The sequence below is a fragment of the Nonomuraea sp. NPDC049725 genome (assembly GCF_040674795.1).
Taxonomy (GTDB): domain Bacteria; phylum Actinomycetota; class Actinomycetes; order Streptosporangiales; family Streptosporangiaceae; genus Nonomuraea; species Nonomuraea ceibae.
Genome location: NZ_JBFANJ010000017.1, coordinates 146,752 through 160,259, shown reverse-complemented (window position 1 = coordinate 160,259; position 13,508 = coordinate 146,752). Strand labels below are relative to the sequence as shown.

At 73.2% G+C, this 13,508-nt stretch carries 10 protein-coding genes; all 10 read left to right on the top strand.

The annotated features are described in order from the left end of the window. Positions 1–24: 24 nt before the first annotated feature. Positions 25–1,614 carry an allantoate amidohydrolase gene (locus AB0J53_RS35560; protein ID WP_364180431.1) on the top strand — a complete coding sequence of 530 codons (1,590 nt, stop codon included), beginning with the start codon at positions 25–27 and terminating at the stop codon, positions 1,612–1,614. After that, positions 1,605–2,927: a formimidoylglutamate deiminase gene (locus AB0J53_RS35555; RefSeq protein ID WP_364180429.1), complete on the top strand. Its 1,323-nt coding sequence runs from the start codon at positions 1,605–1,607 to the stop codon at positions 2,925–2,927. Before AB0J53_RS35560 ends, AB0J53_RS35555 begins: the two co-directional genes overlap by 10 nt. 102 nt (positions 2,928–3,029) lie before the next feature. After that, positions 3,030–4,175, top strand: coding sequence for an imidazolonepropionase (gene hutI / locus AB0J53_RS35550; protein WP_364180427.1), 1,146 nt, complete (start codon positions 3,030–3,032; stop codon positions 4,173–4,175). A gap of 106 nt (positions 4,176–4,281) precedes the next feature. Continuing rightward, positions 4,282–5,223 (top strand): sigma-70 family RNA polymerase sigma factor, encoded by a 942-nt coding sequence (locus AB0J53_RS35545; RefSeq protein ID WP_364180425.1) that lies wholly within the window; start codon positions 4,282–4,284, stop codon positions 5,221–5,223. Positions 5,224–5,255: 32 nt separating this feature from the next. Further along, positions 5,256–6,029 (top strand): MOSC domain-containing protein, encoded by a 774-nt coding sequence (locus AB0J53_RS35540; protein WP_364180422.1) that lies wholly within the window; start codon positions 5,256–5,258, stop codon positions 6,027–6,029. Positions 6,030–6,198: 169 nt separating this feature from the next. Further along, positions 6,199–7,533 (top strand): ammonium transporter, encoded by a 1,335-nt coding sequence (locus tag AB0J53_RS35535; RefSeq protein WP_364180420.1) that lies wholly within the window; start codon positions 6,199–6,201, stop codon positions 7,531–7,533. Next, positions 7,530–7,868, top strand: coding sequence for a P-II family nitrogen regulator (locus AB0J53_RS35530; protein ID WP_049576418.1), 339 nt, complete (start codon positions 7,530–7,532; stop codon positions 7,866–7,868). Before AB0J53_RS35535 ends, AB0J53_RS35530 begins: the two co-directional genes overlap by 4 nt. Further along, a complete protein-coding gene (locus AB0J53_RS35525) occupies positions 7,865–10,093 on the top strand; it encodes a [protein-PII] uridylyltransferase (protein ID WP_364180418.1) in 2,229 nt (742 codons plus the stop codon). The genes AB0J53_RS35530 and AB0J53_RS35525 overlap by 4 nt, the downstream gene beginning before the upstream one ends. A gap of 224 nt (positions 10,094–10,317) precedes the next feature. Further along, complete coding sequence (locus tag AB0J53_RS35520) at positions 10,318–13,059, top strand: nitrate- and nitrite sensing domain-containing protein (RefSeq protein ID WP_364180415.1); 2,742 nt, start codon at positions 10,318–10,320, stop codon at positions 13,057–13,059. 25 nt (positions 13,060–13,084) lie between these two features. After that, a complete protein-coding gene (locus AB0J53_RS35515) occupies positions 13,085–13,507 on the top strand; it encodes a roadblock/LC7 domain-containing protein (protein WP_049575902.1) in 423 nt (140 codons plus the stop codon). Position 13,508 lies beyond the last annotated feature (1 nt).

Below are 13,508 nucleotides of genomic sequence, written 5' to 3'. Positions count from 1 at the left end.
GGATCCATTCACTACAGTGGGTCCATGCTTGAAGATCTCGCGCGCGTGGGCCGCGACCCCGCCACCGGAGGCTACGTACGGGACGCCTGGTCGCACGCCGACCAGGAACTGCGCGAATGGTTCGCCGGCGAGGCCACGCGCCGCGGGCTCGACCTGCGCGAAGACCGCAACGGCAACCTGTGGGCCTGGTGGGGCGACCCCGCCCGCGAGCCCGGCGTCGTCACCGGCAGCCACCTCGACTCCGTCCGCCAGGGCGGCGCCTACGACGGGCCGCTCGGCGTCGTGTCCGCCTTCGCCGCCATCGACCTGCTGCGCCGCCGCGGCTTCCAGCCCCGCCGGCCCCTCGGCGTCGTCTGCTTCACCGACGAGGAAGGCGCCCGATTCGGCGTCCCCTGCGTCGGATCCCGGCTCCTCACCGGCGCGCTCACCCCCGAACGGGCGCTCGGGCTCACCGACGACCACGGCGACACCCTCGCCGACGTCCTCACCCGCCTCGGACGCGACCCCCGCGCCCTCGGCCCCGACCCCGAGACCCTGCGCGCCATCGGCGTCTTCGTCGAACTCCACGTCGAACAGGGCAAAGGACTCGTCGAACACGGCCGGCCCGTCGGCGTCGCCAGCGGCATCTGGCCCCACGGACGGTGGCGCTTCGACCTGCGCGGCCAGGCCAACCACGCCGGCACCACCCGGCTCGCCGACCGGCACGACCCCATGCTCGCGCTGGCCCGCCTCGTCCTCGCCGCCCGCGAGCACGCCGCCCGCCGCGGCGTCGTCGCCACCGTGGGCAAGGTGCTCGTCTCCCCCAACAACGCCAACGCCGTCCCGGGGCTCGTGTCCGCCTGGCTCGACGCCCGCGGGCCCGCCGAGGCCGACGTCCGCGCCCTCGTGGCCGACCTCCACCACCTCACCGCCCCGCCCGATCACCCCGCCGCCCCCCAACCCCCCGAACCCCGCACCCCAGCCGGCTCCCCCAGCCACCAGCCCCCGCCGGCCGCCCCCCATCCGGAGGGTGCGACGCCCCAAGGGGACGGGTACGGACCGCCGGCCGTGGGGGAGGCCGGCCCGCCCACCCCAACGACCGCGCCCCCGGCGGGCAACTCCGCCCCGGGGGAGGCCCCGGCCCCGTACGGCGGCGCGGCTTCCCCCGAGGGCGCGGCCTCGCAGGGGGGTGCGGCCTCTCAGGGTGGGGTGGGTCCGGTGGCTGGCTCCTCCTCGGGGGAGGCCGCAGCCCCGTACGGCGGTGTGGGGTCTCAGGGGGGTTACGTGGGTTCGGTGAAGCGTCGGGGCTCCGAGGAGGGCGGTTTGGCTCCGGGTGAGGGGTCGGGCTTGCGGGGTGGGGTGGTGGTGCGGGAGGAGTCCTGGACGCCGCTGGTCGGGTTCGATGTGGGGTTGCGGGAGCGGGTGGGGCGGGCAGTGGGAGGTGAGGTGCCGGTGCTGGCGACCGGCGCCGGGCATGACGCGGGGATCCTGGCGGCGGCCGGGGTGCCGAGCGCGATGTTGTTCGTGCGCAACCCCACCGGCGTGTCCCATGCCCCGGATGAGCATGCCGAGCAGGCAGACTGCGAGGCGGGAGTCGCCGCACTCGCGAACGTGCTGGAGGAGCTGTGCCGCTGACCTACTGGTGTGAGCAGGCCTGGCTGCCCGACGGCGTGGCGGCCGGGGTGCTGGTCGAGGTGGAGGGCGCCCGGATCGTCGGGGTGCGCCGGGGCGAGCCCGGGGGCGCGCACCGGCTGCCGGGGTTGACGATCCCGGGCCTGGCCAACGCGCATTCGCACGCCTTCCATCGGGCGTTGCGGGGTGTGACGCAGGGCGGCAAGGGGGATTTCTGGACGTGGCGCGACCAGATGTACGAGGTGGCCGCGCGGCTGGATCCGGACGCGTATCTGGCGCTGGCCCGGGCGGTCTACGCCGAGATGGCGCTGGCGGGGATCACGAGTGTGGGGGAGTTCCACTACCTGCATCACGGTCCGGGCGGCACGCCGTACATCGATCCGAACACGATGGGGCACGCGCTGGTGCAGGCGGCGCGGGAGGCGGGGCTGCGGATCGCGCTGATCGACGCCTGTTATGTGGCGGGCGGGCCGGGGCGGGCGCTGGCGGGGGCGCAGTTGCGGTTCGGTGACGGTGACGCTGACGGGTGGGCGGTGCGGGCGGAGGAGCTGGCCGCGGCGTACGAGGGCCGGCCGGACGTGGAGATCGGCGCGGCGATCCATTCGGTGCGGGCGGTGCCGCCGGAGCAGATGCCGGTGGTGGTGGAGTTCTCGCACCGGCATGCCGCTCCGCTGCACGCGCACGTGTCGGAGCAGCGGGCGGAGAACGCCGCCTGCGTGGAGACGTACGCGGCGACTCCCGTGCAGGTGCTGCACGAGCAGGGGGCGCTGGGCCCGCGTTCGACGGCGGTGCACGCCACGCATCTGTCGGAGGTGGACGTGGAGCTGCTCGGGCAGTCGGGGACGTACGTGTGCATGTGCCCGACGACGGAGCGGGATCTGGCCGACGGGATCGGGCCGGCGAGGAGGGTGTACGACCGGGGGGCGCCGGTGACGCTGGGGTCCGACAGTCACGCGGTCGTGGACCTGTTCGAGGAGGCGCGGGCGGTCGAGCTGGACGAGCGGCTGGCGACGGAGCGGCGCGGCCATTGGAGCGCCGCCGAGCTGCTGGGCGCGGCGACGGCGGCGGGGCACGCGTCGCTGGGGTTCCCGGAGGCGGGGCTGCTGGTGCCGGGGGCGTGGGCGGATCTGGTGACGGTGGGCCTGGACTCGGTGCGTACGGCGGGTGCGGGCGGGCTGGAGGCGGTGGTGTTCGCGGCGACGGCGGCGGACGTGCGCTCGGTGATCTCCGGGGGCCGCCGGGTGGTGTCCGACGGCCGCCACGAGCTGGGGGACGTCGGCGCGATGCTGGCCGACGCGATCGGCCGCGTGAGATGACCGCGCGGGACGACCCGCGCGGGACGGCGATGACGGCATGACGGCATGACGGCATGACGGCATGACGGTGACGATGACGGCGACGAGGGCGGGACGGGTGCGATGACGACGACGGTGATCGACGGGATCGGGTTGCTCTACACGGGGGATCCGGAGCGGGAGGAGGTCGCCGGGGCGGCGCTCGTGCTGGAGGACGGCCTGGTCGCCTGGGCGGGACCGGCGGGGCGGGCCCCGGCGGCGGACCGGCGGGTGGACGCCGGGGGCAGGGCGGTGATCCCGGGGTTCGTGGACAGTCACGCGCATCTGGTGTTCGCGGGCGACCGCACCGCCGAGTTCCGGGCCCGCATGTCGGGGGAGCGCTACACGGGCGGCGGCATCAGGACGACGGTCGAGGCCACCCGGGCGGCGGGCGACGCGGAGCTGGCCACGCGGGCCGCCGCGCTGGTCGCCGAGATGCTGGCGCAGGGCACGACGACCGTGGAGATCAAGAGCGGTTACGGCCTGTCCGTGGAGGACGAGCGGCGCTCGCTGGAGATCGCCACGTCGCTGACCGACGAGACCACGTTCCTCGGCGCGCACGTGGTGCCGGCGGGCGTGGACGCCGACGACTACGTCCGGCTGGTCACGGGCGACATGCTGGCGGCCTGCGCCCCGTACGCGAAGTGGGTGGACGTCTTCTGCGAGCGCGGCGCCTTCGACGGCGAGCAGTCGGCGGAGATCCTCAAGGCCGGACTGAAGGCCGGGCTGCAGGCCAGGGTGCACGCCAACCAGCTCGGCGAGGGGCCGGGGGTGCGGCTGGCGTGCGAGCTGGGCGCGGCCTCGGCCGACCACTGCACACATCTGAGCGCCGCCGACGTCGACGCGCTCGCCGCCTCGGAGACGGTGGCGACGCTGCTGCCGGGGGCGGAGTTCTCCACGCGCTCGCCGTACCCGGACGCCAGGCGGCTGATCGACGCGGGGGTGACGGTGGCGCTGGCGACCGACTGCAACCCGGGCTCGTCGTTCACCTCGTCGATGCCGTTCTGCGTGGCGCTGGCGGTGCGGGAGATGGGGATGACGCCGCTGGAGGCGGTGCGGGCCGCGACGGTGGGCGGGGCGCGCGCGCTGCGGCGGACGGACGTAGGCTGGCTGGGTCCCGGCGCGCGTGCCGACCTCGTCATCCTCGACGCGCCCTCCTACGTTCATCTGGCTTACCGGCCCGGTGTTCCCCTTGTTCACCAGGTGTTCCAGGACGGCCTCCTCCTTTAGGAGGACATCCAGAACCGTCCGCTGGTCGTAGTCCTTTAGGGAATCTTTGCCCCTGGCCGGACGTTGGCCGGATATAGAACGCAGCTGCGGAACGAGGTGCCTGGGGATGGCAAGGCCTACGGGGAGTCGCGCGCAGGAGCAGGCGGTCGCCGACCGCGATCTGCTGGGGACCTACCTGGCGGAGATCGGCAGGGTCCCGCTGCTCACGGCGGAGGAAGAGGTGGAGCTCGCCAAGCGGATCGAGGCGGGCCTCTTCGCCGAGGTGCTGCTCGACAGCGGGGGCGCGGAGCCGCGGATCGGGGACGCGGCGGACGAGGAGCTGGAGCGGCTGGCCGTCTCCGGCCAGCGGGCGAAGGACGAGTTCATCCAGGCGAACCTGCGCCTGGTGGTGGCGGTGGCCCGCAAGTATTCGGGGCGCGGGATGCCGCTCATCGACCTGGTCCAGGAGGGCAACCTCGGGCTGGTCCGGGCGGTGGAGAAGTTCGACTACAAGCGGGGTTACAAGTTCTCCACCTATGCCACGTGGTGGATCCGGCAGTCGGTGGGCCGGGCGATCCACGAGCAGGCGCGGCCGGTGCGGCTGCCGACGCACGCCGGTGAGCAGATGACGCGGCTGATGCGGGTGCGGCGCGACATGCTGGCCGAGTTCGACGTGGAGCCGACCGACGAGGATCTCGCGGCGCTGCTGGAGCTGCCCATCGAGCGGGTGCGCGAGCTGCGCCGCTGGGCGTCCGACCCGGTGTCGTTGCAGCTCGGCGTGGGTGACGAGGACGAGACCGAGCTGGGCGACATGATCGCCGACGAGACGTGGGCGGATCCGGAGCAGCAGGCGATCGACATCCTGGAGCGCGAGCGGCTGGACCAGTGGCTGACCGGGCTGGAGGGTGACACGAGCGAGATGCTGCGGTGGCGTTACGGGCTGGTCGACGGGCGCGAGCACACGCTGACCGAGGTGGGGGAGCGCTACGGCATCGGCCGTGACCGGGCGCGGCGCATCGAGCGTGACGCGCTGGCGCGGCTGCGGCGGATGGCCGACGCCGCCGCCTGAGCTCGCCGCACCGGGTGCCTAGGATTCCGGGCATGCAGATTGGTGAGATCGCGTCCCTGTTCCGTTACCCGGTCAAGTCGATGCTGGGCGAGGAGGTCGCGGCCAGCAGCGTGAGCGAGCGCGGGCTGGCCGGTGACCGGGTGAAGGCCGTGCTCGACGTGGCGACCGGGAAGATCGCCAGTGCCAAGAACCCGAGGCTGTGGCGCGGGCTGCTGACGCTGCGCGGCGGCGCGGCGCCCGGTGACGCGGAGCTGTCGGAGCTGCTGGGCCGCGAGGTCCGGCTGGTGGACACGCCGCCCGAGGGCGCCGAGCTGGAGCGGTCGGTGCCGGACGAGGTGCTCGACCGGGGCGTCGACGCGGAGGTGCCGTTCACGGTCGGCGGGCTGGGCGGGGCGGCGCCCGAGGGCACGTTCTTCGACTTCGCGCCCGTCCATCTGATCACCACGTCGGCGCTGGCCAGGATCGGCGAGCTGGGGCCGCGCGGAGTGGTCGAGGCGGCCCGCTACCGGCCGAACCTGGTGATCACGACGCCCGAGCCCGGGTTCCCGGAGAACGCCTGGGTGGGCGCGGAGCTGACGGTGGGCGACGAGCTGGTGCTGGGCGTCATCGCGCCGACGCCGCGCTGCGCGGTGCCGACGCTGGCCCACGGCGAGCTGGGGCGCGACACCGACGCGCTGCGCACCCCGGCCCGGCACAACCGGGTGGACGTGCTCGGCACCGGCCCCCAGCCGTGCGCGGGCGTGTACGCGCGCGTGCTGCGTCCCGGCACGATCGCGCAGGGCGATCCGGTGCGCCTAACGCGCTGAAGCCCCTTGCGGGCGGGGCTCATAGGACCGCAACGGGCCGCGTGAACTGTCCGAAACGCGGGTGAAACACCGGCGCGGCGAGATTCACCCATGCGAAACACACCAGGTGGAGGGCCGAAACCGGCGGCGAACACGCTGTGGCGACACGTCACATTTAAGGAGGGTCGCCGTGCAGATCGATACCGGCACCACGGCCTGGATGCTCGCGGCCACCGCGCTGGTGCTGTTGATGACTCCCGGCCTCGCGTTCTTCTACGGTGGTATGACCAGGGCCAAGAGCGTCCTGAACATGATGATGATGTCGTTCGCCGCGATCATCACCGTCACCGTCATCTGGGTGCTGTTCGGCTACTCGCTGGCCTTCACCGAGAACCCGAGCCCCGCGCTCAACAACCTCGTCGGCGGGTTCGACGCGCTCGGCCTGCAGAGCCTGGTCGACACCGCGACCAAGGACGACGGCACGGGCATGCCGAGCCTGCTGTTCGCGGCCTTCCAGCTGACGTTCGCCATCATCACGGTCGCCCTGATCAGCGGCGCGATCGCGGACCGGGCCAAGTTCGGCGCCTGGGTGCTGTTCACCGTGGTGTGGGCGACGATCGTGTACGTCCCGGTCGCGCACTGGGTGTGGGGCACCGGCGGCTGGCTCAACGCGATGGGCATCGAGGACTTCGCGGGCGGCACCGTCGTCCACATCAACGCCGGAGCCGCCGCGCTCGCGCTCGCCCTGGTCATCGGCAAGCGGCAGGGCTGGCGCAAGGAGCCGATGCGGCCGCACAACCTGACGCTGGTGCTGCTCGGCGCGGGCCTGCTGTGGTTCGGCTGGTTCGGCTTCAACGCCGGCTCGGAGCTGGCGGTCGACGGCACGGCCGCGCTGGCGTTCATGAACACGCAGATCGCCACCGCCGTCGCGGCGGGCGCCTGGCTCGTGGTGGAGAAGCTGCGCGACGGCCACGCCACCAGCCTGGGCGTCGCCTCCGGCGCGGTCGCCGGGCTCGTCGCCATCACCCCGGCGTGCGGCTTCGTCGACCCGTGGGCGGCCATGCTCATCGGCCTGCTCGCCGGCGCGGCCTGCGCCTACGCGGTCGGCCTGAAGTACCGGCTCGGCTTCGACGACTCGCTCGACGTGGTCGGGGTGCACCTCGTGGGCGGCGTCGTGGGCGCGGTGGCGCTCGGCTTCGTGGCCGCCTACCCGTTCCTGCCGCAGCAGAGCAAGGGCCTGTTCTACGGCGGCGGCCTCGGCCAGCTCGGGCTGCAGGTGCTCGGCCCGGTCGTGGTCGGCGGCTACTCGTTCGCCGTCACCTGGGTCATCGCCAAGGTCATCGACAAGACGATGGGCTTCCGCGTCAAGCCCGAGGACGAGGTCACCGGCATCGACGTCACCAGCCACGCCGAGACCGGCTACGACCTCGGCACCGTCTACGCCTCGGGCGTGACCTCCCCGAACGGCCCCGTCACCGTCACCCCGGCCCCCAAGAATCCGGCCTCCAAGAAGGTGGAAGCATGAGGCTCATCACAGCCGTCATCAAGCCCTTCAAGCTCGATGACGTGAAAGCGGCCCTGGAGCAGTTCGGCATCAAGGGCATGACGGTCAGCGAGGCGAGCGGCTACGGCCGCCAGCGCGGCCACACCGAGGTCTACCGGGGCGCCGAGTACCAGGTCGACCTGGTGCCCAAGGTCCGGCTGGAGGTGCTGGCCGAGGAGGACGACGCCGAGGACGTCATCGACGTCATCGTCAAGGCGGCCCAGACCGGCAAGATCGGCGACGGCAAGGTCTGGTCCGTCCCGGTGGACACGGTGATCCGGGTGCGCACCGGGGAGCGGGGGCCGGAAGCCCTGTGACGAGGGGAGAGGCGCGGTCCTACGCCGCGGCCCGCAAGGAGCGGGCCGCGGACACCGACCGCTGGCTCAGGGATCTCTTCCGCACGGCGAGCGACGGGGAGCGCGTCTCCCTCGTCGCCGTCGGCAGTCTGGGCCGCGGCGAGCTGGCCCCGGGCAGCGACCTCGACCTGGTCCTGCTGCACGACGGCCGGCCGGACGTGGCCAGGATCGCCGACCGGATCTGGTACCCGATCTGGGACTCGGCCGCCGGGCTCGACCACTCGGTGCGCACGGTGGACGAGGCCGTCTCGGTGGCCAGGCAGGACCTCAAGGCCGTGCTGGGCCTCATCCAGGCCCGGCACGTGGCCGGCGACCCGGAGCTGACGCGCCGGGCCAGGGAGGGCGTGCTGGCCGAGTGGCGGGCCGACTCGCGGCGGCGGCTCGCCGAGCTGCGCGAGTCGGCCGACCAGCGGGCCAAGGTCAGCGGCGAGCTGGCCTTCCTCCTCGAACCCGATCTCAAGGACGGCCGGGGCGGGCTCCGCGACGTGCAGGCGATGCAGGCGGTGGCGGCGGCGTGGGTGGCCTCGGCCCCCGGCCCGCGGGCGCGGGAGGCGTACGAGTTCATCCTGGACGTCAGGCACGCGCTGCACGTGGTCACCGCGCGCGGCACGGACCGGCTGGTGTTGCAGGAGCAGGACGCGGTGGCGGGGCTGCTGGGCCTGCTCGACGCGGAGGCGCTCATGCGCAGGCTCGCGGAGGCGGGCCGGACGATCTCGCACGCCTTCGACGGCACCTGGCGTTCCGTTGACAGGCTGCTGTCAGGCCCGGTGCCGCGCGGGCGGCGTCCGCTGGCCGACGGGGTGGTGGAGCACGGCGGGGAGGTGGTGCTCGCCCGGGGGGTGTCGCCGCGCAAGGACCCGGTGCTGGTGCTGCGGGCCGCCGCCGCGGCGGCCGGGGCGGGACTGCCGCTGGCGCCCGCCACGGTGTCCGTTCTCGCAGCTCAGTCGCCTCCGATGCCGGTGCCGTGGCCGGAGGAGGCGCGGGACGCGCTGGTGTCGATCCTCGGCGCCGGGCGCGCCGCCGTGCCCGTGTGGGAGGAGCTCGACCAGGCGGGCGTGCTTGTCAGACTGCTTCCTGACTGGGAGCGCGTACGGCACCGGCCGCAGCGCCATCCGATCCACCGTTTCACCGTCGACCGGCACCTGATCGAGGCCGCCGCGAACGCGGCCGGCCACACCCGCGAGGTCTCGCGCCCCGACCTGTTGCTGATCTCCGCGCTCTTCCACGACATCGGCAAGGGCTGGCCGGGCGACCACTCGGTCACGGGCGAGGTCGTGGTGCGCGACCTCGGCGCGCGCATCGGCCTGCCCCCGGCCGACGTGGACGTGCTGGCCACCGTGGTGCGCCACCACCTGCTGCTGCCCGAGACGGCCACCCGCCGCGACCTGGACGACCCGGTCACGATCGAGAAGGTCGCCGCCACCGTGGGCTCGCGCGACGTGCTGGACCTGCTGGCCGCTCTGGCCGTCGCCGACGGCGCCGCGACCGGCCCCGCCGCCTGGAACGCCTGGAAGGCCGGGCTCGTCGCCGACCTCGTGCGCCGGGTGCGCTCGGTGCTGGCGGGCTCGCCGCCGCCGCAGCCGCCCACGCTCTCGCCCGAGCAGGCCGCGCTGGCCCGGCACGGCGGCGGCGCGGTGCGCGTCAGCGGCGGGGCGGTCACGGTGGTCGCGCCCGACCGGGCCGGGCTGCTGTGGAGCGCCGCCGGGGTGCTCGCCGCGCACCGCCTCGTCGTGCGGTCGGCCTCGGCCGCGTCGGCGGGCTCCACGGCCGTGATCGAGTTCTCCGTCATCCCCGAGTACGGCACCCCGCCCGACCCCGCCACGCTGGAGGCGGATCTGCGTCTGGTCCTTGCTGGACGCCTTGACATCGAGCAGCGGCTGGCCCGCCGGACCAGGTCGATGCGGCCCGCCCGGGTGCCGGTCGCTCCACCCCGTGTGACGTTGGTGGACGACGCCTCCGCGACGGCCACCGTGGTGGAAGTCAGGGCCCATGACAAGCCAGGACTCCTGTGGCGCATCGGACGGGCATTCGGGGCCTGCGGTCTTGACGTAAGGGCCGCTCGCGTAGAGACTCTCGGCGCGGAGGCGGTGGACGTCTTCTACGTGGTTGACCGCGCCGGACGCCCCCTCAGCGACGAGGCGCAGCGCAACCAGGTCCGCGACGCGGTGCTTGCGGCACTGCGGTAACCAACAGCACACGACACACGGTCACATTTGTAACGATTGTGTCCGTTTTGCCTGATACGTCAGATGCTGCGGATACCTTGTGGACGGCCTACGGCCCGTGCCGGGAACGGGATGATTGAGGGGTAGCGGGAGCAGTGACAACGGGGAGTGCAGACAGCGGCGCCGCCGCCGGGAAGGGTCGCCTGAAGCGGCCGATGCCCCGGCTGGGGCTGCGCAATTGGCGCGTGAGGTGGCGGCTCACCGCACTCGTCCTGGTCCCCACCATCGCAGGCGTCGTGCTCGGGGGAGCGCGCGTGGTGGGCTCGGTTCAGAGCATCGGTGACTATGATCGCACAACTGTCGCGGCGGAGCAGGCATCCCGCATCCGCGACCTCGTCGAGGCCGTCGGGCTGGAGCGTGACACCGGCGGCTGGAGCAACGCCGCCAGGAGCCTGCGCAAGAAGCTGAGCAAGCCCTACAACGACCGCAAGGCCGATGTCGACCGGCTGGTCAAGGCCGTGCGGGCCGACCTCGGCGCGATGGACGAGTCCTACGGCGACCGCGTCCAGGCCGTCGTCAAGCGGGCCCACATCGACCTCAACGCGCTGCCGCGCATCAGGGAAGAAGCCCAGCGCGACACCACCCGCTACGACACGATGCTCGACACGCTGCTGCGGCTGCACGACGAGCTGAGCCTGCTGAGCGAGGACCCGCAGATCATCGGCCACTTCCGCGCGCTGAGCGCGCTGACCCGGGCCAAGGAGCAGGTCTCCCGCCAGCGCGACCAGCTCCTGCGCGGCTACTACAACTCCGCCAGCGTCGACGCCCAGGAGGTGGAGCGGTTCATCGCCTCCAACTCCGTGCAGCACAGCGAGATCGACAACGTCACCCAGGAGGCCGGCGCCTCCATCGGCATGGAGCTGCAGAAGGCGCTGACCATCCCCGAGTACGTCAACACCGAGCTGACCAAGTCGCGGGCGATCACGCTGGCCAGCGGCAAGCAGCCCGGCGTCCGGCTGCGCCAGAACCTGCTCGCCGCCACCGTGCCGGACAAGTCCGCGCCCGACCAGTGGTTCGACGACAACACCACGATCATCAACGCGCTGTCGTCCATCGAGGACAAGCTCAGCGAGCGCGTCGCGCTGCGCGGCCAGGAGCTGCGTGACGCCGAGATCCGCAGCGCGATCATCGCCGGCGCGCTCATCCTGGGCCTGCTGCTGCTCGTGCTGCTGCTGACCGTCGCCATCGCCCGTTCGATGGTCTCGCCGCTGCGCCGCCTGCGCACCGAGGCCCTGGAGATCGCCGGCTTCCGGCTGCCCGACGTGGTGCGCGCGCTGCGCGTGTCCGGCGACAGCGCGCCGCCCGACGTGCGCCCGATCGAGGTCGAGGGCGACGACGAGATCGGCGAGGTCGCCAAGGCCTTCGACCAGGTCCACCGCCAGGCCGTGCGCCTCGCCGGCGAGGAGGCCGAGCTGCGCGGCAACATCAGCGCCATGTTCGTCAACCTCTCCCGCCGCACCCAGACGCTGGTCGAGCGGCAGATTTCGCTCATCGACGGCCTGGAGAAGGGCGAGCAGGACGGCGCCCGGCTGTCGGACCTGTTCAAGCTGGACCACCTGGCCACCCGCATGCGCCGCAACTCCGAGAACCTGCTGGTCCTGGCCGGGCACGAGCCCACCCGCCGCCGCAGCCAGCCCGCCAAGCTCGTCGACGTGGTCCGCGCCGCGCTGTCGGAGGTCGAGGGGTACGAGCGCGTCCAGGTCAAGGTGCACCGGGCCACCTCGGTGCTCGGCAGCGCCGCCAACGACCTCGTCCACCTGGTGGCCGAGCTGGTCGAGAACGCCATCCAGTTCTCGCCGAGCAACTCCCAGGTCATCGTCTCCAGCAGCCTCATCGAGGGCGGCGGCGCGCTGCTGTCGGTGAGCGACACCGGCATCAGCATGACCGACGAGGAGCTGGCCGAGGCCAACCGCCGGCTGGCCGAGCCGCCCGTCGTGGACGTGTCGGTGTCGCGCCGGATGGGCCTGTTCGTGGTCGGCCGGCTGGCCCTGCGCCACGGCATCCGGGTCCAGCTCCGCAAGGGCGAGGGCGAGGGGCTCATCGCCATGGTGCTGCTGCCGCCCGCGCTGGTGCAGGACGGCGGCCAGCCGCCGCTGCCGCAGCGCTCGGCCTACAACCAGGGCGCTCCCGCGCAGCCGCCGCTCCAGCAGCGGCCGGTGCCGCCCGCGCGCAACGGCCACGGCTCGTTCGCCAGCTTCGACTCCTTCGACACCGCCGCGGGCCGGGGCGGCCAGCCTGTCGGGCCCTTCACCGCCGACACCGACGGCGGCGCCTTCGGGCAGCGGCCGTTCGACTCCGGGGCGTTCCCGTCCTACCCGAGCCCGGCGCCGACGCCGCCACCTGCGGCTCCCGCGCCGCCGTCGTACCCGTCGTACCCGTCGCAGCCCGGCCCCGAGCGGATCGGGACGTTCCCGTCGTATCCCAGCTCGGACGGGGGATTCCCGTCCGCGCCCGCCTACAGCACGAACGACGTGCGCAGGCCCGAGCCGCCGCCCTCCGTGGACGTCTCGCCGATGGAGCCCGGGCAGGAGGAGTTCCTGCCGATCTTCGCCTCGGTGGAGTCCGCCTGGTTCCGCAGACCGACAGGCGATACAGCACCGGAATCGAACCGGGATGAGCAATCGCCCGCGCAACCCGTACCCTCTGGGGAGGAAGCGTGGCGAACCGCTGCCGATGCCGGTTGGCAGGCGGCGGCCGCCGCGAGCGACCCCAGCCTCGGCGGCACCACCGCCGCCGGGCTTCCCAAGCGCACCCCCAAGGCCAACCTGGTCCCGGGCACGGCCGCCGCACCGGCGGCCCAGCCGCAACAGCGGCAGGCCCCGGCCCAGCCGTTGTCACCGGACCGGATACGCAGCAGGATGGCCAGCTACCAGCAGGGAGTGCGCCGGGGTCGGGCGGAAGTACGTGAACAGGAGGAACGAGAGTGAGTGAGCGTCCTGCTAGGGAGGGCGAGTGACGACCCTCAGCCATGAGGCGCACCGGTTCGACTGGCTGATCACCGACTTCGTGCGTAACACGCCCGGAGTCGCGCACGCGGTCGTCGTCTCGGCGGACGGGCTCTGCCTGGCCGCCTCGGAGGGCTTCCCTCCGGACCGGGCCGACCAGCTGGCCGCGGTCTCCGCGGGCCTGCTGAGCCTCACCGTGGGCGCTTCCCGGGTGTTCGAAGGCGGATCGGTCTCGCAGACCGTCGTCGAGATGCAGCGTGGACTGCTGATCGTCATGGCGATCAGCGACGGCTCGGTGCTGACCGTGCTGGCCGGGCCCGACTGTGACATGGGGCTGGTGGCGTACCAGATGACGCTGCTCGTCGACCGGGCGGGCCAGGCACTGACCCCCGCCCTGCGGGCGGAGCTGCAGGCGGCCAGGACGCGGTGAT

Excerpts from the sequence above, each read along its gene's own strand:
- AB0J53_RS35560 (WP_364180431.1), top strand. The coding sequence starts at position 25 with ATGCTTGAAGATCTCGCGCGCGTGGGCCGCGACCCCGCCACCGGAGGC.
- AB0J53_RS35540 (WP_364180422.1), top strand. The coding sequence starts at position 5,256 with ATGCAGATTGGTGAGATCGCGTCCCTGTTCCGTTACCCGGTCAAGTCG.
- AB0J53_RS35545 (WP_364180425.1), top strand. The coding sequence starts at position 4,282 with ATGGCAAGGCCTACGGGGAGTCGCGCGCAGGAGCAGGCGGTCGCCGAC.
- AB0J53_RS35530 (WP_049576418.1), top strand. The coding sequence starts at position 7,530 with ATGAGGCTCATCACAGCCGTCATCAAGCCCTTCAAGCTCGATGACGTG.
- hutI (WP_364180427.1), top strand. The coding sequence starts at position 3,030 with ATGACGACGACGGTGATCGACGGGATCGGGTTGCTCTACACGGGGGAT.